The 24,794-nt window shown below is 70.4% G+C and carries 27 protein-coding genes; 15 read left to right on the top strand and 12 right to left on the bottom strand.

Features of this window, described 5'->3' with window-relative positions:
* Window position 1 precedes the first annotated feature (1 nt).
* On the bottom strand, window positions 2-1,408 hold the full coding sequence (locus tag KXR53_RS16940) for an MFS transporter (RefSeq protein WP_437376412.1): 1,407 nt from the start codon (window positions 1,406-1,408) through the stop codon (window positions 2-4).
* A gap of 114 nt (window positions 1,409-1,522) precedes the next feature.
* Here KXR53_RS16940 and KXR53_RS16935 point away from each other — a divergent pair, with 114 nt between their 5' ends.
* Window positions 1,523-1,990: a MarR family transcriptional regulator gene (locus tag KXR53_RS16935; protein WP_437376411.1), complete on the top strand. Its 468-nt coding sequence runs from the start codon at window positions 1,523-1,525 to the stop codon at window positions 1,988-1,990.
* A gap of 136 nt (window positions 1,991-2,126) precedes the next feature.
* Here KXR53_RS16935 and metH read toward each other — a convergent pair whose 3' ends face one another.
* On the bottom strand, window positions 2,127-5,909 hold the full coding sequence (gene metH, locus KXR53_RS16930; RefSeq protein WP_437376410.1) for a methionine synthase: 3,783 nt from the start codon (window positions 5,907-5,909) through the stop codon (window positions 2,127-2,129).
* Between the two features lie 259 nt (window positions 5,910-6,168).
* Here metH and KXR53_RS16925 point away from each other — a divergent pair, with 259 nt between their 5' ends.
* Together KXR53_RS16925 and KXR53_RS16920 are read left to right on the top strand one after the other, a co-directional pair.
* A complete protein-coding gene (locus tag KXR53_RS16925; protein ID WP_437376430.1) occupies window positions 6,169-6,597 on the top strand; it encodes an MEKHLA domain-containing protein in 429 nt (142 codons plus the stop codon).
* 84 nt (window positions 6,598-6,681) lie between these two features.
* Window positions 6,682-6,978 (top strand): hypothetical protein, encoded by a 297-nt coding sequence (locus tag KXR53_RS16920; RefSeq protein WP_437376409.1) that lies wholly within the window; start codon window positions 6,682-6,684, stop codon window positions 6,976-6,978.
* On the opposite strand, the gene KXR53_RS16915 is transcribed toward KXR53_RS16920, so the two are convergent.
* On the bottom strand, window positions 6,932-8,287 hold the full coding sequence (locus KXR53_RS16915; protein ID WP_437376408.1) for a P1 family peptidase: 1,356 nt from the start codon (window positions 8,285-8,287) through the stop codon (window positions 6,932-6,934). The genes KXR53_RS16920 and KXR53_RS16915 overlap by 47 nt on opposite strands.
* Before the next feature lie 234 nt (window positions 8,288-8,521).
* Between KXR53_RS16915 and KXR53_RS16910 the strand changes: the two genes are divergently transcribed.
* The 4 genes from KXR53_RS16910 to KXR53_RS16895 all read left to right on the top strand — a co-directional run bounded on the left by KXR53_RS16910 (window position 8,522) and on the right by KXR53_RS16895 (window position 11,825).
* The gene (locus KXR53_RS16910) at window positions 8,522-9,451 is read left to right on the top strand and encodes an aldo/keto reductase (protein ID WP_437376407.1); all 930 of its coding nucleotides are present in this window, start codon (window positions 8,522-8,524) and stop codon (window positions 9,449-9,451) included.
* Entirely contained in the window at window positions 9,451-10,131 is a 681-nt protein-coding gene (locus KXR53_RS16905; protein ID WP_437376406.1) for a DUF6064 family protein, read from the top strand. Before KXR53_RS16910 ends, KXR53_RS16905 begins: the two co-directional genes overlap by 1 nt.
* 84 nt (window positions 10,132-10,215) lie before the next feature.
* Window positions 10,216-11,250 carry a GlxA family transcriptional regulator gene (locus KXR53_RS16900; RefSeq protein ID WP_437376405.1) on the top strand — a complete coding sequence of 345 codons (1,035 nt, stop codon included), beginning with the start codon at window positions 10,216-10,218 and terminating at the stop codon, window positions 11,248-11,250.
* Entirely contained in the window at window positions 11,247-11,825 is a 579-nt protein-coding gene (locus tag KXR53_RS16895) for a cysteine hydrolase family protein (RefSeq protein ID WP_437376404.1), read from the top strand. The genes KXR53_RS16900 and KXR53_RS16895 overlap by 4 nt, the downstream gene beginning before the upstream one ends.
* Window positions 11,826-11,832: 7 nt before the next feature.
* Here the strand turns inward: KXR53_RS16895 and KXR53_RS16890 are convergent, their stop codons facing one another.
* From KXR53_RS16890 to KXR53_RS16880, 3 genes are all read right to left on the bottom strand, one after another.
* Window positions 11,833-12,678, bottom strand: a complete 846-nt coding sequence (locus KXR53_RS16890; protein ID WP_437376403.1) for an aspartyl/asparaginyl beta-hydroxylase domain-containing protein — start codon at window positions 12,676-12,678, stop codon at window positions 11,833-11,835.
* A gap of 234 nt (window positions 12,679-12,912) precedes the next feature.
* Entirely contained in the window at window positions 12,913-13,302 is a 390-nt protein-coding gene (locus KXR53_RS16885) for a type II toxin-antitoxin system VapC family toxin (RefSeq protein WP_437376402.1), read from the bottom strand.
* The gene (locus tag KXR53_RS16880) at window positions 13,299-13,553 is read right to left on the bottom strand and encodes a type II toxin-antitoxin system Phd/YefM family antitoxin (protein ID WP_437376401.1); all 255 of its coding nucleotides are present in this window, start codon (window positions 13,551-13,553) and stop codon (window positions 13,299-13,301) included. The genes KXR53_RS16885 and KXR53_RS16880 overlap by 4 nt, the downstream gene beginning before the upstream one ends.
* Window positions 13,554-13,689: 136 nt before the next feature.
* Here KXR53_RS16880 and KXR53_RS16875 point away from each other — a divergent pair, with 136 nt between their 5' ends.
* The 7 genes from KXR53_RS16875 to KXR53_RS16845 all read left to right on the top strand — a co-directional run bounded on the left by KXR53_RS16875 (window position 13,690) and on the right by KXR53_RS16845 (window position 20,123).
* Complete coding sequence (locus tag KXR53_RS16875) at window positions 13,690-14,319, top strand: LysE family translocator (RefSeq protein ID WP_437376400.1); 630 nt, start codon at window positions 13,690-13,692, stop codon at window positions 14,317-14,319.
* An 89-nt stretch (window positions 14,320-14,408) separates the two neighbouring features.
* Window positions 14,409-15,485, top strand: a complete 1,077-nt coding sequence (locus KXR53_RS16870) for a hypothetical protein (RefSeq protein WP_437376399.1) — start codon at window positions 14,409-14,411, stop codon at window positions 15,483-15,485.
* A gap of 96 nt (window positions 15,486-15,581) precedes the next feature.
* Complete coding sequence (scpA, locus tag KXR53_RS16865) at window positions 15,582-17,732, top strand: methylmalonyl-CoA mutase (RefSeq protein ID WP_437376398.1); 2,151 nt, start codon at window positions 15,582-15,584, stop codon at window positions 17,730-17,732.
* Between the two features lie 74 nt (window positions 17,733-17,806).
* Window positions 17,807-18,001 (top strand): hypothetical protein, encoded by a 195-nt coding sequence (locus KXR53_RS16860; RefSeq protein ID WP_437376397.1) that lies wholly within the window; start codon window positions 17,807-17,809, stop codon window positions 17,999-18,001.
* An 81-nt stretch (window positions 18,002-18,082) separates the two neighbouring features.
* Window positions 18,083-19,339: a DUF763 domain-containing protein gene (locus tag KXR53_RS16855; RefSeq protein ID WP_437376396.1), complete on the top strand. Its 1,257-nt coding sequence runs from the start codon at window positions 18,083-18,085 to the stop codon at window positions 19,337-19,339.
* Between the two features lie 98 nt (window positions 19,340-19,437).
* A complete protein-coding gene (locus tag KXR53_RS16850; protein ID WP_437376395.1) occupies window positions 19,438-19,770 on the top strand; it encodes a hypothetical protein in 333 nt (110 codons plus the stop codon).
* An 8-nt stretch (window positions 19,771-19,778) separates the two neighbouring features.
* Window positions 19,779-20,123, top strand: coding sequence for a hypothetical protein (locus KXR53_RS16845; protein WP_437376394.1), 345 nt, complete (start codon window positions 19,779-19,781; stop codon window positions 20,121-20,123).
* A 283-nt stretch (window positions 20,124-20,406) separates the two neighbouring features.
* Here the strand turns inward: KXR53_RS16845 and KXR53_RS16840 are convergent, their stop codons facing one another.
* From KXR53_RS16840 to KXR53_RS16830, 3 genes are all read right to left on the bottom strand, one after another.
* Window positions 20,407-21,588 (bottom strand): hypothetical protein, encoded by a 1,182-nt coding sequence (locus tag KXR53_RS16840; protein WP_437376393.1) that lies wholly within the window; start codon window positions 21,586-21,588, stop codon window positions 20,407-20,409.
* 79 nt (window positions 21,589-21,667) lie between these two features.
* On the bottom strand, window positions 21,668-22,228 hold the full coding sequence (locus tag KXR53_RS16835) for a GNAT family N-acetyltransferase (RefSeq protein ID WP_437376392.1): 561 nt from the start codon (window positions 22,226-22,228) through the stop codon (window positions 21,668-21,670).
* Window positions 22,229-22,295: 67 nt separating this feature from the next.
* Window positions 22,296-22,718 (bottom strand): organic hydroperoxide resistance protein, encoded by a 423-nt coding sequence (locus tag KXR53_RS16830; protein ID WP_437376391.1) that lies wholly within the window; start codon window positions 22,716-22,718, stop codon window positions 22,296-22,298.
* Window positions 22,719-22,897: 179 nt separating this feature from the next.
* On the opposite strand from KXR53_RS16830, the gene KXR53_RS16825 reads away from it, so the two are divergent.
* Window positions 22,898-23,350 (top strand): MarR family winged helix-turn-helix transcriptional regulator, encoded by a 453-nt coding sequence (locus KXR53_RS16825; protein ID WP_437376390.1) that lies wholly within the window; start codon window positions 22,898-22,900, stop codon window positions 23,348-23,350.
* 7 nt (window positions 23,351-23,357) lie between these two features.
* On the opposite strand, the gene KXR53_RS16820 is transcribed toward KXR53_RS16825, so the two are convergent.
* The 3 genes from KXR53_RS16820 to KXR53_RS16810 form a co-directional block, all read right to left on the bottom strand.
* Entirely contained in the window at window positions 23,358-23,612 is a 255-nt protein-coding gene (locus KXR53_RS16820; RefSeq protein WP_437376389.1) for a DUF4170 domain-containing protein, read from the bottom strand.
* A gap of 5 nt (window positions 23,613-23,617) precedes the next feature.
* Entirely contained in the window at window positions 23,618-24,268 is a 651-nt protein-coding gene (gene upp, locus KXR53_RS16815) for a uracil phosphoribosyltransferase (RefSeq protein WP_437376388.1), read from the bottom strand.
* A gap of 84 nt (window positions 24,269-24,352) precedes the next feature.
* Window positions 24,353-24,748 (bottom strand): rhodanese-like domain-containing protein, encoded by a 396-nt coding sequence (locus KXR53_RS16810; protein WP_437376387.1) that lies wholly within the window; start codon window positions 24,746-24,748, stop codon window positions 24,353-24,355.
* Window positions 24,749-24,794 lie beyond the last annotated feature (46 nt).

The raw sequence follows: 24,794 nt of genomic DNA, 5'->3' as shown, positions 1-24,794 counted from the left end.
GTCAGCGGCTCGCGGCGGCGTCCCGCGGCTCCGGGGCCGGCTCGTCCGCGGCATAGGCCGGGGTTGCCAGGCGTAGGCAGCTGACCACCATGGCGGCGGTGGCCAGCCCGGCTGCGGTCAGCAGCGCCGCCCGGCTGCCATGGTCGGGGAAATGCGCGAACAGCAGCGCCACCAGCGCGGCGCCGGTGGCCTGGCCCAGCAGGCGGGCGGTGCCCAGCATGCCGCTGGCGGCGCCGCTGCGGCTGCGCGGGGCCGATCCGATCATCACCCGGTTGTTGGGCGACTGGAACAGGCCGAAGCCGGCGCCGCACAGCGCCATGCGCCAGACGACGCCGAAGAGGGAGGGATCCTCTGGCAGGGTCGCCAGCAGCACCAGGCCGATGGCCAGGAGGGCGAGGCCGATGCCGCCCAGGAGGCCGGGCGGATGCCGGTCGGCCAGGCGGCCGGCGAAGGGCGCGGTGACCGCGACCGCCAGCGGCCAGGGAATCATCAGCATTCCGACCTCGGCCGGGGAGAAGCCGAAGCCGGTCTGCAGCAGGAAGGGCAGCGCGACGAAGGCCGCCATCTGCGCCGCGAAGGAGCTGATCGAGGTGGCGACCGACAGCCCGACCACCGGGATGCGCAGCAGGTCCAGCGGCAGCAGCGGCGTGGCCTGGGCCAGTTGCCGCCGCACCAGCCAGAGGCCGGCGACGAGGCACAGGCCGAACTGCAGCGCGATCAGCGGCCAGTCGAGCGCATGGGCGATGCTGTCGATGCCGGTGATCAGCAGGCCGAAGGTGGCGGCGGAGAGCAGCGCGCTCAGCAGGTCGAAGCGCCGGTCGGCCAGGTCGCTCTCCGGCAGGTTGCGGCTGCCGATGACGATCGCGGCGACGCCGAGCGGCAGGTTGATCGCGAACAGCCAGGGCCAGGAGGCGACCGACAGCAGGGCGCCGGCGAAGCTGGGGCCGATGGTGGAGGCGCTGGCCGCGATCATGGCGTTGACGCCCAGCACATGGCCCAGCCGGGCGCGCGGGAAGATGTAGCGGATCAGCGCGGTGTTGACGCTCATGATCCCGGCGGCGCCGAAGCCCTGGGCGACGCGGGAGAGGGTCAGCGCCAGCAGCGAGTCCGACAGGGCGCAGGCCAGCGAGGCGACGGTGAACAGGGCGAGGCCGCCGACATAGATCCGGCGGTAGCCGACGATCTCGCCCAGCCCCGCCAGCGGCAGCAGCGAGACCACGACCGCCAGCTGATAGGCGTTGACGATCCAGATCGACATCGACGGGCTGGCCCGGAACTCCGCCGCGATCGTCGGCAGCGCCACATTGGCGACGGAGCCGTCGAGCACGGCGAGCATGATGCCGAGCACCACGGTGGCGAAGGCCCATCTGCGGCGGGGCAGGGGCAGGCCGTCGGGCAGGGAGGACACGGGCGAGACCTCGCATTTCACGACGGACGCCTGCGGCGCCCGCCGTCCATGGCATCATCCTGGAACCGGCCGTCTCGAATGGCTATGGCGTTTTAGCTATATCAGAATAGCAAAATGATCGACCCGGACCAGATCTCTCCGACCGAGCGCGAGCAGCTCGGCGCCTTCCGGCTGCAGCTGATGGCGTTGCTGCGGCGGCTGCGGCGCGAATCCGACAGCGGCGACCTGCCGCTGTCGAAGCTGATGCTGCTTGGCGCGCTGCTGCGCCTGGGGGGAACGGCGAGCCCGACGGAGCTCGGCACCGTCGAGGGGCTGCGCTCATCCAACGTCGCCGCCCTGCTGCGCGGGCTGGAGAAGGAGGGGATGGTCCGGCGCGAGGCCGATGCCGGCGACCGCCGCCGGCTGCATGTGGTGATCACCGATGCCGGCGCGCAGGCGGTGCTGGCCAACCGCAGCCGCCGCGAGGCCTGGATGGCCGAAGCGGCGGCCGCCTGCCTGACGGCGGAAGAGCGGGCGCAGCTGATCGCGGCCGGCGGCCTGCTGCAGCGTTTGGCGGAGTATCAGGAGGGTGGGGCGGGATAGGCAGAGGACGTCGCGCCCTTTCCCATCCCCTGGACGTCATTCCCACGAAAGCGGGAATCTCCTTCCGGTCTTGCTGTGATGAGATCCCCGCTTTCGCGGGGATGACGAGGACGGGAGGTGCAGAGGGGCCCGCCGCCTACTCCGCCGCCTCGACCAGCGGGGCGGGGGTGTAGTTCAGGATCGGCCCCAGCCAGCGCTCGACCTCGGCCACCGGCATGCCCTTGCGGCGGGCATAGTCCACGACCTGGTCGCGCTCCACCTTGGCGACGCCGAAATAGTAGGACTCCGGATGCGCCAGGTAGAGGCCGGAGACCGAGGAGCCGGGCCACATCGCGTAGCTCTCGGTCAGGCGCACGCCGATCCGCGCCTCGGCGTCGAGCAGCCGGAACAGCGTCACCTTCTCGGTGTGGTCCGGCTGGGCGGGATAGCCCGGGGCCGGGCGGATGCCGCGATAGGGCTCGGCGATCAGCTCCTCCGGCGTGAACGCCTCGTCCGGGGCGTAGCCCCAGAACTCGCGGCGCACGCGCTGGTGCATGGCCTCGGCGAAGGCCTCGGCGATGCGGTCGGCCAGCGCTTTCACAAGGATCGAGGAATAGTCGTCATTGGCGCGGGCGAAGTGGTTGGCGATCGCCTCCTCTTCGATCCCGGCGGTGACGACGAAACCGCCGAGATAGTCGGGCTTGCCGGTCTCGGGTGGGGCGACGAAATCGGCCAGGGCCAGCCGCGGCCGGCCGTCGCGCTTCGACAGCTGCTGCCGCAGGGTGAAGAAGGTGGCCAGCTCCTTCTGCCGATCCTCGTCGGTGAACAGGCGGATGTCGTCGCCGACCGCGGCGGCGGGCCAGAAGCCGATCACCGCCTTCGGCCTGAACCAGCGCTCCTCGACGATGCGGGCCAGCATCGCCTGGGCGTCCTGGAACAGCTGCCGCGCCGCCGGGCCCTGCTTCTCGTCCTGCAGGATCGCCGGATAGCGGCCCTTCAGCTCCCAGGTCTGGAAGAACGGCGTCCAGTCGATGTAGCGCGCCAGCTCGCCCAGGTCGTAGTCCTCGAACGCGCGGGTGCCGAGGAAGCCGGGCTTCGGCGGGTCATAGGCCGCCCAGTCCGGCCGGAAGGCGCTGGCCCGCGCCTGGGCCAGCGGCAGCCGCTGCTTCTCCGCCTCGGCCCTGGCATGGCCCTCGGCGACCTTGTGGTATTCGGCGCACACATTCTCGACATAGGCGTCGCGCGCCTCCGGCGACAGCAGGCTCGAGACCACGCCGACCGCCCGGCTGGCGTCGTTGACATGGATTGCCTGGCCGCGGGAATAGCGCGGGTGGATCTTCACCGCGGTGTGGACGCGGCTTGTCGTGGCGCCACCGATCAGCAGCGGGATGTCGAAACCCTCGCGCTCCATCTCCGCCGCCACATGCGCCATCTCGTCCAGCGACGGGGTGATCAGCCCGGACAGGCCGATGATGTCGACCTTCTCGGCCTTCGCCGTCTCCAGGATCTTCGTCGCCGGCACCATGACCCCGAGATCGATGATCTCGTAGTTGTTGCAGGCCAGGACGACGCCGACGATGTTCTTGCCGATGTCGTGCACGTCGCCCTTGACCGTCGCCATCAGCACCTTGCCGGCGCTGCGCCGCTCGCCGCCGCCATTGGCCGCCTTCTCCGCCTCCATATAGGGCAGCAGATAGGCCACGGCCTGCTTCATCACGCGGGCCGACTTCACCACCTGGGGCAAGAACATCTTGCCGGCGCCGAACAGGTCGCCGACCACGTTCATGCCGGCCATCAGCGGGCCTTCGATCACGTGCAGCGGCCGCTCGGCCTGCTGCCGCGCCTCCTCGACATCGGCCTCGATGAACTCGGTGATGCCGTTGACCAGGGCGTGCTCCAGCCGCTTGCCGACCGGCTGCTGGCGCCAGGACAGGTCCTTCTCCTTGACCTCGCGGCCGCCGCCCTTGAAGCGCTCGGCCAGGGCCAGCAGGCGCTCGGTGGCGTCGTCGCGGCGGTTGAGGACCACGTCCTCGCAGGCCTCGCGCAGCTCCGGCTCGATCGATTCGTAGACCGCCAGCTGCCCGGCATTGACGATGCCCATGTCCATGCCGGCCTGGATGGCGTGGTACAAGAACACCGCGTGCATCGCCTCCCGCACCGGCTCGTTGCCGCGGAAGGAGAAGGAGAGGTTGGAGACGCCGCCCGAGACATGGGCGTGCGGCAGGGTCCGGCGGATCCGCCGCGTCGCCTCGATGAAGGCGACGCCGTAGCCGTTGTGCTCCTCGATCCCGGTCGCGACCGCGAAGATGTTGGGGTCGAAGACGATGTCCTCGGGCGGGAAGCCGGCCTCCTCGGTCAGCAGCTTGTAGGCGCGGCCGCAGATCTCGACCTTGCGCTCCAGCGTGTCGGCCTGGCCGGCCTCGTCGAAGGCCATCACCACCACGGCGGCGCCATAGGCGCGCACCAGCCGGGCATGGTGCAGGAAGGCCTCCTCGCCCTCCTTCAGCGAGATCGAATTGACCAGGGGCTTGCCCTGGACGCATTTCAGCCCGGCCTCGATCACCGAGAATTTCGAGCTGTCGATCATCACCGGCACGCGGGCGATGTCGGGCTCGGCCGCGACCAGGTTCAGGAACTCGACCATGGCCTTCTCGGAATCGATCAGGCCCTCGTCCATGTTGATGTCGATGACCTGGGCGCCGTTGGCCACCTGGTCGCGCGCCACCTCCAGCGCCGCGGCGTAGTCCCCGGCGGTGATCAGCTTCCGGAAGCGGGCCGAGCCGGTGACGTTGGTGCGCTCGCCGACATTCACGAAGGGGATGTCGGAGGTGAGCGTGAACGGCTCCAGGCCCGACAGCCGCATCAGCGGCTCGACCGTCGGCACTTGGCGCGGCGGCAGGTCCGCCACCGCATCGGCGATGGCGCGGATGTGGTCGGGGGTCGACCCGCAGCAGCCGCCGACGATGTTGACCAGCCCTTCCTCGGCGAAGCCGCGGATCTGGGCGGCCATCGCCTCCGGCGTCTCGTCGTACTGGCCGAACTCGTTCGGCAGCCCGGCATTGGGATAGGCGCAGACGAAGGTGTCGGCGGCTTCCGCGATCTCGGCCAGATGCGCCCGCATGGCGTTGGCGCCCAGCGCGCAGTTCAGGCCGATGGTGAAGGGCCGGGCGTGCCGCACCGAATGCCAGAAGGCGGTCGGCGTCTGCCCCGACAGGGTGCGGCCCGACAGGTCGGTGATGGTGCCGGAGATCATCACCGGCAGCCGCACGCCCTTCTCGGCGAAGACCAGCTCGGTGCCGAAGATCGCCGCCTTGGCGTTCAGCGTGTCGAAGATGGTCTCGATCAGGATGATCTCGGCGCCGCCGTCGACCAGGCCGCGCACCTGCTCGGCATAGGCGTCGCGCAGCTGGTCGAAGGTGACCGCGCGGTAGCCCGGGTTGTTGACGTCCGGCGAGATTGAGGCGGTGCGGTTGGTTGGCCCCAGCGCGCCGGCGACGAAGCGGCGGCGGCCGTCCAGCGACCGGGCCTTGGCCGCGGCCCGGCGGGCCAGCCGCGCGCCCTCGCGGTTCAGGTCGTAGACCACCTTCTCCATGCCGTAATCGGCCTGGGCGATCGAGGTGGAGGAGAAGGTGTTGGTCTCGAGGATGTCGGCGCCGGCGACCGCGTAGCCGAAATGGATCGCCTCGATCGCGTCCGGCTGGGTCAGGGTCAGCAGGTCGTTGTTGCCCTGCAGGTGGCAGTTGCAGCCGGCGAAATGGGTGCCGCGGAAATGCTCCTCGCCGAAGCCCAGCCCCTGGATCTGGGTGCCCATGGCTCCGTCCAGGATCAGCACGCGCTCGCGCGCCGCCGCGGTCAGCGCGGCCAGAACCTCTTTGCCGTCAACTGGGGCGCCGTCGACCGGCTCCAGCGGGATATCGAAGGATTCGACGCGCGTGGTCATGGCGAACGGCCGGCGGTTCCGGGTCGGGCCCTATGTAATGACATAAAGATATCTTTATATCAACATCCGATGGGCTCTCGGGGTGGATTCGGGCGCGGTGGCCCGATCTTTCGCGTCGGGGCGGACATCGTGCCGCAGGGCTGCCGTCTTGCTCGGTTGCGCTGCATGTCCGACGTGTCGCTCCGATGCCGTCGCCGTCGTGACGCGCCCGGAGTCCATCGCATGAGCATGGGCCCTCGATCCGGCCTTCCTCCGCCTCCTGGCCGGCAGCCACGCCCGGCTGGTCGGCGCGCCGCTGGTGCCGGAGGGCGTGGCCGCCGGCGACGACGCGGCGCAGGCGCGCTGGCTGTACGAGGACGCGCCCTTCTGCGTGCTGGCGCACAACACCGACGCCGATCCGCGCTTCGTCTACGCCAACCGGGCGGCCCAAGCCTGCTTCGAATACGGCTGGGACGAGTTCGCCGGGCTGCCCTCCCGCCTCTCGGCCGAGGCACCGGACCAGGCGGAACGGCAGCGCCTGCTGGACGCCGTCACCCGCGACGGCTTCATCGGCGATTATCACGGCCAGCGCATCGCCAAGTCCAGGCGCCGCTTCTGGATCGAGAACGCCACCGTCTGGCAGTTGATCGACGAGGCCGGCACGCTGCACGGCCAAGCCGCGGCTTTCCGGGACTGGCGGGAGGTGTAGGTCGGCGGACACCTCTGATATTGCTCGCAGCCGCAGCTCGCCGATGCTCGGCCGGGTGCCCAGACCCGCTGACGGAGCGCGCCCATGGCCCAGGACACGCTTGCCGAGCCGCCTTCGCCCCGGCGCGGGCGGGGCATCGCCCTCGCCAACCCCTTCCTCGCCGCCGACGATCTCGCCGCCGGCCGGCTGGTCGCGATCGGCAGCTTCGCCCCGGTCTCGCTCGGCGCCTATCTGTTCTCGGCGCCGGCGGAGTGCTGGAACGCGGCGCCGGTGGCCAGGTTCCGGCGCTGGCTGCTGAGGATGGTGGCGGAGGAGGCCGACACCGACATGGGCGTCACGACCCCTGGCGAGTCCCAATCTGCTGCCAGTGCCCGGGGTTGACCACCAGCCGGCCGGACTCCTCGAAGCGCAGGGTCAGGGGATAGCGTCCCGGCACCATGAAGTCGGTGGCCGAGACCGGCTTCAGCTCCGTCGGCTCCTCGCGGCCGATGGCATAGGCGGCGCGGTCGCCGGTCGCCTGGGCGAACAGCCGGTCGCCCTCGGCCGTCACCTTCAGCGTGACGAAGCGGCTGAACACATAGTCGCCGGCCAAGGCCGCGAGCTTGTCCGCCGGCAGCACCGGCTTGTCGGCGGGCGTCGCCGGCTTCGGCTGCTCCGGCACCGAGGCCAGGATCGCGTCCCACATCACCTCGCCGCCGATGACGCCGAGATCAACCGTCGGCAGTATCGCGGCCTCGTCCTCCAACTCGCCGGTCGAGACGGCGTAGAGCACGTCGCCGTCGAACTCGGTGGCGAAGGGCTGCAGCGCCCGGCCCATCGAGCCGTGCACCTGGATCGCCAGGCGCTGCAGCTCGGCCGGCTTCAGCTTCTGGTTGGTGACGATCAGGCTGACCGTGGTGTTGCGCGCCGGCGCGTCCGCGTTCGGCGCGCCGGTCCAGCCCGGCTGGCGGCTGGCCGGGTAGCCCGCCATCAGCGCCTCGGTGCGCAGCGGGCTGGGCCAGCCCGAATCGGGATAGCAGGCGGCCACGGTGCCGTCGCGCTTCGTCACCACGCCCAAGGCGTTGACCACGGCGAAGGCGGCAATCTTGACCTGCCCGATCTGGCGGAAGGCGCCGCCCTGGCCGGACAAGGCGTTGCAGCCGAACAGGCTGCCGGTCTTGGCCAGCCGTCCGGCGCCCTGCGCGCCCAGCGGGAAGGCGCCGGGCCGGGCAGCGCGGAAGGCGGCCTGGGCCAGCCGCTTGTCGGGCAGGATCTCGTTCAGCCGGCGGGGCCCGAGATCGTAGATGATGGCGCCGACCGATAGCGCCAGGTTGGTCCAGTCCCCGTCCCGGACCCCGTCCTCCTTGAGGGCCGAGGCGACGGCGGTGGTGGCCTCGAGCCCGTACCAGGAGCCGCCGGAGAACACCACCGCATCCAGCTCTGGCGCGTCGTAGCCCAGGCGCAGATAGTCGGTGTTGACGGTGCCCGGCCCGCCGCCACGGACATCGACCGCGGCCAGCGACCGCCGGTCGAAATGGAACACGGTGACGCCGGTCGGTCCCTCCTCGTACTCGCCGGTGCCGATGCGCAGGACCGGCCAGTCGAACTGCAGCACGCGGTCGCCGGCGTTCAGCACCGGGGCCGGCGCTTCCTCGGCCGCCGCCGATAGCGCCACGCCCGCAAGAAGCGCAGCGGCCAGGCATGCTCCCAACGCGCCACCGATCGATCTCGGATTGTTCCGTCGACTCCCCATCCCGTCCCCCTGTCCGTGACCCGCCGGCCGGCAGCAGTGTAGGAACAAATGCTGGCGCAGGAACACCGGGACCGGAAGGAAATAGTGACGGCGCCGCCATACACTCGGCATTCGTCTGCTTCCAGCCCGGGTATGGCGCCGAGGCGGTCTGACCCCATCTTCATGGGGCGATGCCGCAGACGGAGGCAGGTGATGACGCGATCCCCGACCCTCAGCCGCCGTACCCTGCTGGGCGCGCTCGCCGCATCCGGCGCCGCCCCGCTGCTGCCGGTCCCGGCCGCGACGGCGCAGGAGGTCCCGATCACCCGGCCGATCCCGTCGACCGGCGAGGCGCTGCCGGTGGTCGGGCTCGGCACCTGGATCACCTTCAATGTCGGCGACGACCCGGAGGCGCGCGACGACTGCGCCGAGGTGATGCGGGCCTTCTTCGCCGATGGCGGCCGGATGATCGATTCCTCGCCGATGTACGGCTCGTCCCAGCCGGTGATCGGCTACGGTCTCGCCAAGCTGGGCCGGCCGCCCAGCCTGTTCTCGGCCGAGAAGGTCTGGACCTCCTCCGGCGAGGAGGGGCCAGGGCAGATCGAGGAGTCCCGGCGGTTCTGGGGCGTCCCCCGCTTCGACCTGCTGCAGGTCCACAACCTGCTGGCGTGGGAGGCGCATCTCGACACGCTCTTCGCCATGAAGGCGGAGGGACAGCTGCGCTATATCGGGATCACCACCTCGGAGGGGCGGCGGCACGGCGAAATCGAGCGGATCATGCGGGACCGGCGGATCGACTTCGTCCAGATCACCTACAACATCCTCGACCGCGAGGTGGAGGACCGGATCCTGCCGCTGGCGCAGGATCGCGGCATCGGCGTCATCGTCAACCGGCCGTTCCGCCAGGGCGACCTGATCCAAGACTTCGAGGGTGGGCCGCTGCCCGGCTGGGCCGGCGAGATCGGCTGCGGCAGCTGGGCGCAGATCCTGCTGAAGTTCATCGTCTCCCACCCGGCCGTCACCTGCGCCATCCCGGCCACCACCCGCGTCGACCATGTGCGCGAGAATCTCGGCGTCGCCCGCGGCCCGATGCCGGACGCGGCGATGCGCCGGCGCATGGCCGCCGATGTCGAGGCGCTGTGATGTCGGAATGGTGGAGCTACCGACTCTCCGACTTCCTGCTCTTTTCTCCCCGCACCTACCACCGGCTGTTCGAGCTCTACAACGCCGCGATTTGGCCGGCGCAGACCGCTTCCGTCCTGCTCGGCCTCGCGGCGCTGATGCTGCTGCGGCGCGGCGGCCCGATCGGGGGATCGGCGGCGGCCGCCATCCTCGCCGCCTGTTGGGCCTGGGTCGCCATCGCCTTCCATCTCGACCGCTACGCCACCATCAACTGGGCCGCGCCCTGGGCCGCCGCCGGATTCCTGGCGCAGGCGGCGCTGCTGGTCTGGCTGGGCGTGATCAGCAACCGCCTCTCCGCCCCGCCGCGGCTCGGCCTCGCCGGCCGGGCCGGGATCGGGATTTTCCTGTTCGCGCTGCTGCTCCAACCCGCGATCGGCCTGCTGCTCGGCCGTGGCTGGCGGCAGGCTGAGATCTTCGGCGTCGCCCCCGATCCCACCGCCATCGGCACGCTGGGCCTGCTGCTGGCCGCGGCCGGGCCGGCGCGCTGGGGGCTGATGGTCCTACCGGTGCTGTGGTGCGCGGCCACCGGGGCGACGCTGTGGGCGATGTCGGCGCCGGATGCCTGGGTGGCGCCGGCCGCGGCGCTGCTGGCCCTGGCGCTCGCGGCCTGGCAGTCGCTGGGCAAGGCCCGCGCCGGCTGACCGCGTGAGCACCGGCCGGATTTGGCAGAATCCGACGGCATCCTGTCGTTGCTGCCATCCGGCCGGTCCGGCCACACTCGCCGCATGTCCGAGCCGACCCGCAATTCTCCGCGGCGCATCGCCGTGCTGGCCTTCCCCGGCGTCGGGATGCTCGACGTCGTCGGGCCGCTCGAGGTCTTCGCCGCGGCCACCGCCCTGCGGCGCGACGGCGGGCTGCCACCGGCCTATGCGGTCGAGGTCCTGGCGGCGCGGGCCGGTCCCGTGCGCGCCGATTCCGGCCTCGCGGTGGTGGCCGATCGCGGGCTCGACCGGCCCGCGGACGACATCGACACGCTGCTGGTCGCGGGCGGCACCGGGATCGAGGACGCCGTCGCCGATCCGGCCCTCGTCGCCTGGCTCCGGGCCGCGGCGCCGAGCATCCGACGGCTCGGCTCGGTCTGCACCGGGGCGCTGCTGCTGGCCGAGGCCGGGCTGCTCGACGGCCGCCGCGCGGCGACGCATTGGAACTGGTGCGACAGGCTGCGCCGGCGCTATCCGGCGGTGCGGGTCGAGCCCGACCCGATCTTCGTCCGGGACGGCCCGGTCTGGACCTCGGCCGGCGTCACCGCCGGCATGGACCTGGCGCTGGCCCTGGTCGAGGCCGACCATGGCCGGGATCTGGCGCTCGCCACCGCCCGTGACCTGGTGATGTTCCTGAAGCGGCCCGGCGGCCAGTCCCAGTTCAGCGCCGTCCTGGCCGGGCAGGCGGCGGAGCGGCGGCCGCTGCGGGCGCTGCAGGGCTGGATGCTGGCGCATCCCGACGCCGACCTGTCGGTGCCGGCGCTGGCGGCGCGGGCGGCGATGAGCCCGCGCAACTTCGCCCGTGCCTTCCTGCGCGAGATCGGCACCACGCCCGCCGCCTATGTCGAGCAGCTGCGGGTCGAGGCGGCGCGCCGCCGGCTGGAGGAGACCAACCTGCCGGGCGAGACCATCGCCCGGTCCTGCGGCTTCGGCAATGGCGACGGCATGCGGCGGGCCTTCCTGCGGCGGCTCGGCGTCGGGCCGCGCGAGTATCGCGAGCGGTTCCGGCCGGCGGCCGGGCCCACGGCGCTTCCGCAACAGATGGAGGAGAGAGCATGACCGTCGTCCCCGATCTCTGGACCCACCGGGCGGCGCTGCTGCCGGTCGACCTGCAGCGCGGCTTCGGCCTGCCGTCCTGGGGCCGGCGCAACAACCCGGATCTCGACGCCAACGGCCAGCGGCTGCTGGCGGCGTGGCGGCGGGCGGGGCTGCCGCTGCTGCACATCCGGCACGATTCGGTGGAGCCGGGCTCGACCCTGGCGCCGAGCCATCCCGGCCACGCCTTCCGCCCGGGCTTCGAGCCGCGGGAGGGCGAGCCGGTGGTGGCGAAGTCGGTGAACTGCGCCTTCATCGGCACCGATCTCGACCTGCGGCTGCGGCGGCTCGGCGTCGGCACGGTGGCGCTGTTCGGCTTCACCGCCGACATGTGCGTCTCGACCACCGCCCGCGTCGCGGCGAATCTGGGCTACCGGACGATCGTGATCGGCGACGCCTGCGCCTGCTTCGACCTGCCGGACGGCGCCGGCGGCACGGTCGCGGCGGAGGATCTGCACCGCGCCCATCTGGCGACGCTGGCGGCGGAATTCGCCGCGGTCACGACGACGGGCGCGGTGGTGGAGCGGCTGGGGGCGTAAGGCGGCCTCAGGCCTTCTTGTTCCGCAAGGCCTCCGCCTGGGCGTAGAACTTCTTTTCCCACTCCTTGTGCGCGTCCTGCCCCTCGCGGATGAAGGGGGTGAAGACGGCCAGGTTCAAGAGCAGCCAGTTCACCAGCTTCGCCGGGAAGCGCAGCGGCTTGACGAAGTCGATGAACAGCACCACGCGGGTCTTGTCGGTGTGGTTCCAGGCCTCGTGCTCATAGGCGTCGTCGAACACCAGGGCCTGGCCCTCGGTCCAGTGGCAGATCTGCTTGTCGACGCGGATCGCCAGCTTCTCGCGCGGCTCCGGCACCAGCAGCGGCAGGTGCAGCCGCAGCACGCCGTTATAGGGGCCGCGATGCGGCGCCAGATGCTTGCCCGGCTCGAAGATCGAGAACATCGCCGTCTTCAGCCCCGGGATCTTCTGGACGACGCGCCAGGTCTCCGGGCACTGGGCGATGTTCTTCTCCGAGCTGACGCCGTAGCCGGCCAGGAAGAACGTCTTCCAGTGGTTGTCCTTGGTGATTGTCTTCACGTCGGACGAGATGTCCTGGAAGCTCGGCAGCTCGTCCTGGCGCAGCAGGATCTTGTCCAGTTCGGCCCGGATCAGGGGCCATTCGCGCTCGATCTCGGCCACCCATGGGAAGGTGGCGGTGTCGTAGACCGGCGGGTTGCCGACCTTGGTGTATTTCAGGTTGAGCCGCTCGGCCCAGGCGACGACGCGCATGAAGAAGCGCGTCACCAGGCTCGGCCGGTCCAGGGTCGGGTCGATGCCCTCGGTAACGAACACCTGCTTCGGTTTGATTGGGCCCGGATGCGTCGCGGTGCCTTGGTTTCCGACGCTTGCGTTCACGGTCTCGCTCTCCGACTGTGCTCTCGCTTCCGAACGGTGGCAGCGACTTTGCCCGCCGCTGCGACCTAGGATTATATCGCAGAAACGGGCGGGTTGGGATCGTGGTCCGCCACGGGATTCCTTCCCCTACACCAATGACATGGCGGTTGCCATCGCTCCATCTGCGAATCATTCCTAGCTGGATTTGTGACAACGTCAAGACATTGCGAGGAGCGGTACAGCGCCGCGGATCGCTCAGAAATGGATAATCGAGCCGTCGTAAGCGGCAACCGCGTCGTCGTGAGTGATCAGCCGTAGAGGTTCGGCCAGCGCCTGTGCGACGAGAAGCCGGTCGAAGGGATCGGCATGGAGCGGAGGCAGGACCTCGACACCGGCCGCATGCTCGGCCGATACGGGCAGAAGCGCGTAACCCGCCTGTTCGAAATAGCCGATCGCCTGTGCCCCCGAAAACGGAGGGGCGCTGCGCCGGGCCATCGAATGCTTGATCGCGATCTCCCAGATGCTCGCGGCGGAGATGTGGACGGCATTCGCCGGATCGGCGATCAGGGCCCGGATCGACTCCGGCATCACATCCGGCGAGACCAGGGCCCAGATCGCGACATGGGTATCGAGCAGAAGCCTCACTTCTCCTGATCTTCGAACAGCGCCGCGATCCGCTCGTTCTCGGCGTCGAACTCCTCGAGCGTCATCGTCGGATACTGGCCGGCGAGCAGCCCGAGACGGCGGCTGGCATCCGGGACGGGGGCCATCGGGACAAGGCGCGCCACGGGGCGGCCGTTGCGGGCGATGATGATTTCCGATTCGCGACCTGTTTCGACGGCAGCCACCAGGCGCGAGAGGCTGGATTTCGCCTCGAAGATGTTGACGGTGGTCACGGCTTCACCACTCTAGCTAGGTCTGGCTAGATTATGGTTGCTCTGAAGATCGCCTTCAAGCTTGGTTGCCGGATGCCGCCCTGACGCCGAGGCGAAGCCGCGCTATGGTGGCTGGCAACCTGCCGGAGGCCCCTCCATGCCGTCGCTCGCGCATCTGCTGCCCTTCTTTGTCGCCACGGTGCTGATCGCGGTCATCCCGGGGCCGGCGATCCTCTACACCGTGGCCCAGACGCTGGCGCGCGGCCGGGCGGCGGGGTTCCGGGCCGCGACCGGGATCGCGGTCGGCGACCTGGTCCATGTCGCCGCGGCCGCGGCTGGCCTCTCGGCGGTGTTCCGCTGGTCGCCGACCTTGTTCCTGGTGGTGAAGATCTTCGGCGCCGCCTATCTGGTCTGGCTCGGCATCCGCATGGTGCGCAGCCGCCAGTCCGGCGACGCCCTGCCGCAGCTGGCGCAGAAGACGGCGCGCCGCGCCTTCGCCGAGAGCGTGACGGTCGAGCTCCTGAACCCGAAGACGGCGCTGTTCTTTATCGCCTTCCTGCCTCAGTTCGTGGACCCGGCCGCCGGGCTGCCGGTCTGGGCCCAGTTCCTGGTCCTGGGGATGATCGTCAACGCCGTGTTCTTCGCCTCCGACGTGATCGCGCTCCTGTGCGTCGACCGGGCGATGGCCCGGCTGCGCCGCAGCGAGCGGGTGGCGCGGTGGCTGCGCCTCGCCAGCGGCTCGGCCCTGGTCGGCCTCGGCGCGCATATGGCGTTGAGCCGGAACTGAGCGAGGGAACCTTCGGCCGTTGACCGGATGTCCCGCTTTGCGTCAGCTCGAGGAGCATAGTCCTTCCTCTTTCCGATCAAGCGGGTCCATTGATCTTGTCCGCATTGCGAATCGGCATTCGCGTCGCGCTCTGGGCGGCGGCCATCGTGTCGCTGCTGGCCATACTGATGATCGCGCTCGTCGCCTTATCGCGGCAGGACAATTCTAAGACCGTCTGGGGCTCCATCGTCCTAATCGCCGGCATCATCGTCGCCTGGCTTGCCGGTTACGGGGGTGTCGTCGCGGCGCCGCAGCTCTCGGCGAATTACAGACGTACATTACGCCGTGATGACGGAACGCTGCTGCCGCTGGACCGCCGCGTGCTCCTTGTTGCGCTGCAGGCGGTCTTTTGGCCGATCATTGTCGCGCCCGCATGCGTCGCCCTGGTGGGCTTGATCTATTCCATCGGGCGCCTGCCGAGCCTCGGCGGCGAGAGCTGGGCGGAGCCGGCCATTCTCTCCGGCATCTGCGCCTTCACGTTCCTGGCGTGTCTGCCGTTGTGGCTGCGGGATCTCTTGGAACGGCTCTCCCATCGCCTCCGCCGCCTGCGTTGGGCATCGCCGCCGGGCGTCGTCGTACATCGCGTGAGCCGTCTCTGGCAGAAGGATGGCTTGGCGCTGGCGGCGCTGGTCTCTTCCTGCGTCTCGAGCTTTCTGTTGGCCTTTGCCCAGCTCGCGCTACGGCAGGCCGGCTTCGTCCATCCGGCCATCGGTATGACGTTCACTGCGATGGTCGGGCTGTCGGCGGTCGGTGCCGTGACGTTGGCAAGGAAGCGGCGGCGGCGCATCGAGCTGATCCTCGACGACGCAGGCTTGCACTTTGTCGCGAACAAGGGTTGGTCGGTGCCCTGGGACGCGATCTCGGACGTACGAATGATCTCGTTCCGGGCCAATCTCGTCAGATTCAGTCAGCTCTCGCTGGTGATCGACCGCCCGGAGCGGTTCGGCATCCATGTCGGGAGAGGCTGGCGGTCCTGGCTCCGCCGGTGGCCGGTGATGAAGGCAAATGCATGGGTGCCGCTTTACGTCTTTCTGGAGCGGCCGAAGCACATCGTCGCCGACATCAAGGCCTTCATGGCCCGCGCGAAGTCGGAGGGCGCAGCTGCCGGCTCTTCGTCTGGCCCGTGAGGCCCGGCGACCCGGCGGGCGAAAGAATCGTGCCTGCCGCGTGACCGCGGCCGGCGCCGCTCCTATACTCCCTCCCGAGACAGGAGGAATGCCGCCATGACCGCCTTCGACAAGCGGACTCTCGCCGATTGGGAGGCGCTGGCCCGGAAGGAGCTGCGCGACCGCCCGCTCGAGGATCTGTCGGTCGAGACGCCGGAGGGCGTGTCGGTCAAGCCGCTCTACACCGCGGCGGACGTGCCGGCGGATACAGCGGGGGAGTTGCCGGGCTTCGCCCCCTTCACCCGCGGCGTGCGGGCGACGATGTATGCCGGCCGGCCCTGGACCATCCGGCAGTACGCCGGCTTCTCCACCGCCGAGGAATCGAACGCCTTCTACCGGGCCAATCTCGCGGCCGGGCAGATGGGGCTGTCGGTCGCCTTCGACCTCGCCACCCATCGCGGCTACGACAGCGACCATCCGCGCGTGGTCGGCGATGTCGGCAAGGCCGGGGTGGCGATCGATTCCGTCGAGGACATGAAGATCCTATTCGACGGCATCCCGCTCGACCGCATGTCGGTGTCGATGACCATGAACGGCGCCGTGCTGCCGGTGCTGGCCGGCTACATCGTGGCGGCGGAGGAGCAGGGGGTGCCGGAGGCCAAGCTGTCCGGCACCATCCAGAACGACATCCTCAAGGAGTTCATGGTCCGGAACACCTACATCTACCCGCCCGGGCCCTCGATGCGGATCGTCGCCGACATCATCGCCTATACGGCACAGCGGATGCCGAAGTTCAACTCGATCTCGATCTCCGGCTACCACATGCAAGAGGCCGGGGCGACGGCGGTGCAGGAGCTGGCCTACACCCTGGCCGACGGCCTGGACTATGTCCGTGCCGCGATCTCGCGCGGGCTCGACGTCGACGCCTTCGCCGGCCGCCTGTCCTTCTTCTTCGCCATCGGCATGGATTTCTTCACCGAGGTGGCGAAGCTGCGCGCCGCCCGCCAGCTCTGGGCGCAGCTGATGCAGGAGAAGTTCGCGCCGAAGAAGGCCGAGAGCCTGATGCTGCGCACCCATTGCCAGACCTCCGGCGTGTCGCTGACCGAGCAGGATCCGTACAACAACGTCATCCGCACCACGATCGAGGCGCTGGCCGCGGTGCTGGGCGGGACCCAGAGCCTGCACACCAACAGCTTCGACGAGGCGCTGGGCCTGCCCACGCCCTTCTCGGCCCGCATCGCCCGCAACACCCAGTTGATCATCGCCGAGGAGACGGGCGTGACCCGCACCGTCGACCCGCTCGGCGGCAGCTACTATGTCGAGGCGCTGACGCGGGAGCTGGCGGACAAGGCCCGCGCCCTGATCGACGAGGTCGAGTCCATGGGCGGCATGACCAAGGCGGTCGAGGCCGGGCTGCCGAAGCTGCGGATCGAGGAAAGCGCGACCCGCCGACAGGCGCGGATCGACCGCGGCGAGCAGACCATCGTCGGCGTCAACAAATACGTCCCGGAGAAGCCGGACCATGTCGAGGTGCTGGCGATCGACAACTCGGCGGTGCGCGAATCTCAGGTGGCGCGGCTGAGGAAGATTCGGGCCGAACGCGACGAGGGCGCCTGCCGGGCGGCGCTGGCGGCGCTGGCCGAAGCGGCGAAGAGCGGCGAGGGCAACCTGCTGGACCTCGCGGTCAAGGCCACCCGCGCCCGGGCCACGGTCGGCGAGATCTCGGATGCGCTGGAACAGGTGTTCACCCGCCACCGCGCCGTGATCCGCTCCGTCTCCGGCGTCTATGGCGGCGCCTTCGCCGACGACGAGGGCTATGCCCGGATCCAGCAGGAGGTGGCGCGCTTCGCCGAGGCCGAGGGGCGGCGGCCGCGCATGCTGGTGGTGAAGCTGGGCCAGGACGGGCACGACCGCGGCGCCAAGGTGATCGCCACAGCCTTCGCCGATATCGGCTTCGACGTCGACATCGGGCCGCTGTTCCAGACGCCGGAGGAGGCGGCGCGCCAGGCGATCGAGAACGATGTCCATGTCGTCGGCGTGTCGTCCCAGGCGGCCGGGCACCTGACGCTGGTGCCGCAGCTGCTGCAGGCGTTGAAGGCCGAGGGTGCCGGCGACATCCTGGTGGTGTGCGGCGGCGTCATCCCGCCGCAGGATTATGAGACGCTGCTGGCCGCCGGCGTCAGCGCCGTCTACGGCCCGGGCACCAACATCCCGCAGGCGGCGAGCGAGATCCTCGCCCTGATCGGCAAGGCGCGGGCCGCGGCGTAACCTTTCGCGGCCGCCGGTCGAACCGGCCCTCAAAGATCCGAAACCCGGTTTCCGACCGAATGGGAGTCGCTGCCATGGCGCATGCTCCTCTGGCTTCGTCTCGTCTCCGGCCCGGCCTTCGCATCGGTCTCCTTCTCGCCCTGCTGCTGGGCCTCGCCGCCGGCGAGTGCCACGGCCCGAACCGGATGCCCTCGGCCTCCAGCACGGGCAGCAACTCGGGCGCGGGCGGCTCCAACACCGGCGGCATGGGGGGAGGGGGCGGCTACTAGCCGCCGTCAGCTCCGGCATCTCCTATGGCGGGAACCTGCGCTCCGCGCTAACATCGTTCGATCTTTGTTCCGGGAGGTTCCGTGACGCGACGGGCCGGCAGCGCCGATCTGCCCCTGCATTACGGCCGGGTGCCGGCCTGGCTGGGCCGGCGCATGGCCCGGCTGGGCGCGGTGATCGCGCAGGCGATCATCCACCATTACGGCCGCGACGAGTTCCTGCGCCGCCTGGCCCACCCCTTCTGGTTCCAGTCCTTCGGCGCCGTGATGGGCATGGACTGGCATTCCTCCGGCATCACCACCAGCGTGGTCGGCGCGCTGAAGCGCGGGCTGCAGCCGCTAGCCGGCGAGCTCGGCCTGCATGTCTGCGGCGGCCGCGGCCAGCATTCGCGGCAGACGCCGCACGAGCTGGTGGCGATCGGCGAGCGCGTCGGCTTCGACGGCGCGGCGCTGGCGCAGGCCAGCCGGATGGTCGCCAAGGTCGACAGCGCCGCGGTGCAGGACGGCTTCGACCTCTATCTGCACGGCTTCATCGTCGCCGATGACGGGCGTTGGGTGGTGGTGCAGCAGGGCATGAACGGCGACAGCCGCCTGGCCCGCCGCTACCACTGGCACTCCGAGGATCTGAAGAGCTTCGTCGAGGCGCCGCATACCGCGATCGAAGGGCCCGGCCAGGGCGTGATCGTCAACCTGACGGACCGGCGGGCCCGGGCCTCGCGCCACCGCCAGCTCGATCTGCTGCGCGACCTCGGCCCCGACCGCCTGGTCGGCGAGGTCGCGACGCTGGAGGGGAGGGCGATGCCACCGCCGCCGGCCCAGCCTGGCCTGCCGCATCTGGTCATGCCGGCGCATCACGATGTTCGGCCAAAGGACGTGATCCTGCGCCGGCTGCACGGCGCGCTGGCCGCCGCTGCGGACCGGGCGCCGGAGGATTTCGCCGAGCTGCTGCTGGTGCCCGGCGTCGGTGCCCGCACCGTGCGGTCGCTCGCCATGGTGGCGGAGGTGGTGCACGGCGCACCCTGCCGCTTCGCCGATCCCGGGCGCTTCTCCCTGGCCCATGGCGGCAAGGACCGCCACCCGTATCCGGTGCCGACCCTGGTCTACGACCAGACCATCGCCGTGCTGAAGGCGGCCGTCGCCCAGGCCAAGCTCGGCAATGACGAGCGTCTGGAGGCGATCCGTCGCCTCGACGACCAGGCGCGGCGGGTCGAGCGGCAGGCCACCGGTCCAACCCTGCCGGAGCACATCGCGGTCGAGCGCCGCCGCTCGCACGAATATGGCGGCCGCAGCGTCTTCGGCTGGGAGCCTCCGCCGGCCGATAATGCCACGAAAATGCCTTGATTATGGCCGGATCGAAGCCACCGACCGAACGTTATGTCGATCGTGCGTTGGTGGGTCCGGCCCCAGGGGCCGCCCGGCAGCAGAAGGATAGGACCCTGATGATTTCGACTCGCCGCATCCTGGCCGGTGCCTTGACCGCCGTCGCGGTCACGCTGGCGGTGTCGACCCCGGCCCTCGCCGACGGCTGGAAGCGTGGCCATGGCTGGGGGCCGCCGTGGCGCCACCACCACGGCTACTACTACGATCGCGGCCCGGACGTGGTCGTGGTGCGGCCGCGTCCGCGGGTCTACTACGAGCCGGCGCCGGTTTATGTCGAGCGGCCGCCGGTCTATTACGAGCGTCCGGCGCCGGTCTACGTCGCGCCGCCGCCCCCGGTCTATGTGGCGCCGGCCCCGGGCATCTCGGTCAACATCCCGCTGCGCTTCGACTGAGGCCCGGCATGCAGCGCTCCCTGATGCGCCTGTCCCTGCTGGCGCTGCTCGCCCTGACCGCCGCCGCCCCGACGCTGCTGCTGCATCCGGCGACGGCGGTCGCGGACGACGATGACGACGACGATGATGATGACGACGATCGGGGCTACTGGCGCCATCATCGCCACCGGCACTGGCGCGACGGGCCGCCGGCCTATTACTGGCGGCCGCATCGCGATCGGGTGGTGATCTACGACGACCGGCCGACCTACTATGTGCGGCGCCCGCGGCCGGTCTATGTCGCGCCGCCGTCCCCGGTCTATGTGGCGCCGACGCCGGGGATCACCATCAACATCCCGCTCCGCTTCGACTGAGAGTCCTCCCGCCGGCTGCGGCCCCGTGCCGCGGCCGGCGCTTGCGCCCCGTCGCGATTCCGCTTGCATCCGCACGGCAAAATCGTATCTTGAGATTGCGAATGATTTGCAATTGCTTCTGCGCTGCGGTCGTTCACAGGATCACGGATCGGGCGGGCTGGACGACCAAGCCGACGCCATCGTGAAGCCGTCGATCCGTCGACGATCGGGCCGGTCCCTGGCTGGCGTTCCTCCGGCCCGATCTTCACTCAGAGCCTCCGGAGCCTCGCTCCGGAGGCCTTTTTCATGGAGCGCGGCGGGCCAGGACGACGCCGGCCAGGGCCAGAGCGCCCAGCACCGCCATGGCGATGCCGGTCCATTGCATCCCGTCGGTGATCACGAGCTGGTTGACCTGCCACCAGACCTGGCCGCCGCGATTGCCCAGCACGGCGGCGACCTGCAGCGCAGTCCAGGCGACTCCGACCCTGAGCGGCCCGGCACCGCGCCCCAGGATGGCGGAGAAGCCGGCCAGCATCGCCAGGGCATAGGCAGGGTCGCTGCTGACACCCCAGGCCGCCGAGACCGGCACCTCGATATCGAGCCCGGCGAGGGCCCAGATCACGACGGCCGCGGCCAGCGGGGCGGCGGCCAGAAGGCCGATCCCGGGATGCAGCGCCACGGCCAGCAGCACCACGGCGATGGCCAGATAGCCGATCAGCGAGACCTGGCCGACCAGATCGGGAACCGATCCGCCGGCCACCGTGGCGGCGTGGATCAGCAGCGGCAGGCGGATGGCGTTCAGCCAGACGATCGGCGCCAGCAGCAGCACCAGCCCCAGCGCCGCCGCCGCGACCGCGGCCGGCGCGGCATGGGTGGTCGCCGCCGGAGCCGCGGCGGTCGGGCTGCGCCAGGTGATGAAGGCCAGCGCCAGCGCCATCGCCGCCCAGAACAGATACGGCCCCAGCGGGACGGCCAGCGATCCGGCGGCCGGGCGCAGCACCACCGCGACGGCGTTGAGCAGGATCGGCCCGAACAGCGTCGCCGCCGCGGCCGTGATCACGGCGATGCGGCCGCCCGACCCGCCGCCCAGCCGGATCAGGTGCAGGTGGTTGCCGACCACCAGCCCGGCGGCGCCTGCCACCGCGGCGATCCACAAGAGGCCGGGGATCAGGATGGAATCCTCCGGCGTCAGCGGCTGGCGCAGCACGGCCAGGAACCCGGCCAGCGCCAGGGCCAGCAGCACGCCGCCGGCCATGATCGGCGGGCGCTCGCCGCCGCGCCGGGCGATCGCGGCCCAGCCGAGGAACGGCAGCAGCGCCAGCAGCGACTCGGCCGCCACCAGCCCGAAGGCGCCGGCCTGCACCTGCAGCGCCGGCAGCATCGCTGGGAACACCCCGGCATGCAGCAGCGGCAGGGTGGAGGCGCCCAGCGCGAGGCCCAGCACCGGCCGCACCAGCAGGGCGGAGGAAGGTTTAGGAACCGCCATGCCGGTTCAACTCCGAATCGTCAGCCGAAGGTCCCGACCGATCTACGGCAAAGGCGATTCGATCGAAAGGCCGCCGGGGTCAGAGGTCGATGCGCCAGCGCAGCGACTCGCCGCCGCCATAGCCTTCCGCCTTGCGGAAGCGTTCGACCAGGCGCCCGCCATTGGCCAGGATCACGCGCTGCGAAGCGATGTTGTCGGGATCGGTGGTCAGCTCGACATAAGGCAGGCCCAGCGTCCGCACCTCCGGCAGCAGCAGCGCCAGGCCGCGCGTGGCACAGCCGCGGCCCTGTTTCCAGGGCACGATGCTGTAGCCGATATGGCCCAGCACATGCGGTGGCAGCGCGGCAGTGCCGGGTTGCCAGCGGAAGTTGAAGCTGCCGCAGAACTCGCCGCCCCACAGCCACCGCTGGAAGCCGGGCAGCCGCGGCACGCTGCTGCCGTCCGGCATCTTGATCGGGCCGCCCTTCGCCTCGGGGTCGTCCAGACCGGCGACGAAACCGGCCGGGTCCTGCGCGATCCGCTCCAGCTGCTCCCGCGCCGCCGCCTCCCTGCGGACAGTGTCCGGCGACCAGCCGCGCCGCAGCGCGTCGGCAAATCCGGGCAGGCGGTCCAGGGACGGGACGATCAGTGAGACGGTCATCCGGCCGTCGTAACGGAAAGCCCGCCCGCGGCGCAATGCCACGGGTGGGCTTTCGGCCGGACCGGGATCAGGCGACGGTCAGGCGGACGTTCAGGCTGCCGCGGGTGGCGTGCGAATAGGGGCAGACCACATGGGCGCGGGCGACCAGATCCTCGGCGACGGCGCGCTCGACGCCCGGCAGGGCGATGGTCAGCCCGACATCCAGGCCGAAGCCCTGGCCGTCGTCGCGCGGGCCGACGCCGACATCGGCGGTCACCGTGCTCTCCGGCGCGATCTTCACCTTGGCCTGGGCGGCGACGTATTTCAGCGCGCTCAGGAAGCAGGCGGAATAGCCGGCGGCGAACAGCTGCTCGGGGTTGGTGGCCTCGCTGCCCGGGCCGCCCAGCTCCTTCGGCGTGGTCAGGGCGACGGACAGCTTGCCGTCCTCGCTGGTGGCGCGGCCGTCGCGGCCGCCGGTCGCCGTGGCTTTGGTGCGATACAGGATGGCCATGATCGTTTCCTCGTCGGAAGGGCGGCGGGATGCCGCTTGCGAAAAATTAAATAGCGCACAATCTATTTGGCTTGCCATGAGATCGCGGCATGCCTCGATCGCAAGATTAAATGGTGCACAATCGATCTGGCCGGTCCACAGTACCGAGTCGCCCGTCCATACCCTTCGGGGACACCGCCATGCCCGATACCGATCCCGCCCCGACCCTCGCCGACCAGGTCTGCTTCGCCGTCTACTCCACGGCGCACGCATTCAACCGGATGTACAAGCCGATCCTGGAGCGGATCGGCCTGACCTACCCGCAATACCTCGTCATGCTGGTGCTGTGGGAGCGGGACGGGCTGGCGGTGAAGGAGATCGGCGAAAGGCTGTTCCTCGATTCCGGCACGCTGACGCCGCTGTTGAAGCGGCTCGAGGCGGCCGGGCTGGTCGAGCGCCGCCGCAGCGCCACCGACGAGCGCGTGGTCAACATCCATCTGACGCCCGCCGGCCGGGCGCTGCAGGGAGAGGCGGCGCGCGTGTTCGAGCGGATCGGCTGCGCCACCGGCCTGACGCCGGAGAAGGCGGCGGCGCTCAGGCGATCGCTGCAGGCCCTGCGCGAGACCCTGCACGCGAGCGCCGAGGCCGCCTGAAGCCGCCTCAGCCTTTGCGGCCGGTGTCGGCGGTCGACGGGTCCAGCAGCCGGTGCAGATGCACCACGAAATAGCGCTTCTGGGCGTCGTCCACCGTCGCCGCCGCCTTGGCCCGCCAGGCGGCATAGGCCTCGGCGTAGTTCGGGAAGATGCCGACGATGTCGAGCTTCGCCAGGTCGGCGAACTCCACGCCCTGCGGGTCCTTGAGGTCGCCGCCGAAGACGAGGTGCAGAAGCTGCTTGGGCTGGGTGCTGTCGGTCATTTGCGTCACTTCGTGCCGAACATGCGGTCCCCGGCGTCGCCGAGGCCCGGGAGGATATAGGCGTTCTGGTCGAGGCAGCGGTCGAGCGCCGCAGTGTAGATGCGCACGTCGGGGTGCTTGCCGTGGAGGGTGCGCACGCCCTCCGGCACCGCCACCAGGGCCATGAAGCGGATCATCTCGTCCGGCACGCCGTGGCCGTTGAGGACGTCGACCGCGTGAACGGCGGAATTGCCGGTGGCCAGCATCGGGTCGACGGCGATGAAGATGCGGCCCTGCGGCTCCGGCAGCTTCACCAGATACTCGACCGGCATCTTGGTCTCGTGGTCGCGGTACAGCCCGATATGGCCCTGGCGGGCGGAGGGGATCAGCTCGATCAACCCCTCGGTCATGCCGAGGCCGGCGCGCAGGATCGACACCAGCGCCACCTTCTTGCCCAGCAGCACCGGGGCGTCCATGGCCTCCAGCGGCGTCTCGATCCGCTCGGTGGTCATCGGCAGGTCGCGGGTGATCTCGTAGCCCATCAGCAGCGAGATCTCGCGCAGCAGGCGGCGGAATCCGTTGGTCGACCGCCCCTTGTCCCGCATGTGCGACAGTTTGTGCTGGATCAGCGGGTGGTCGAGGATGAAGAGGTTGGGGAATTCGGGCAGCGTCTTCATCGGGCCTCGGGCGCGGCGGTATCGGCCCGACCATACAGGGCGGGGCCGGCGGTTCCAAGGGCCGGCCCGCATCCCCCGGGCGGCTTATGACCGCTCCAGCTCGAACCCCTCGTCCAGCCAGCCGGCGATGCCGCCGATCATCACCTTCACCGGCCGGCCCAGCTCGGCCAGCTTGATCGCGGCGCGGTCGGCGCCGTTGCAGTGCGGCCCGGCGCAATAGACCACGAACAGCGTGTCCTGCGGCCATTCGGCCATGCGCTCGGCGGTGATCGTCCGGTGCGGCAGGTTGATCGCGCCGGGGATGTGGCCGGCGGCATAGGCCTTCGGCCCGCGCGCCTCGGCCAGCACGAAGCCGGGGGCGCCGGAGGCCAGCGCTTCGTGCACGTCGGCGCAGTCGGTCTCGAAGGCCAGCCGGGCGCGGAAATGAGCCAGCGCCTCGGCGGAAGGGGCGGCGGGAACGGCGGTGACGGGGTTGCTCATGGTCGGTCTCCCTGGAACGGAGCCGCACTCTGCCCGGGTCGGGCAT

This window comes from Inquilinus limosus (genome assembly GCF_051487185.1).
GTDB lineage: Bacteria > Pseudomonadota > Alphaproteobacteria > DSM-16000 > Inquilinaceae > Inquilinus > Inquilinus limosus_F.
The sequence above is the reverse complement of the archived record's forward strand: the minus strand, read 5'-3'. Positions and strand labels throughout refer to the sequence as shown.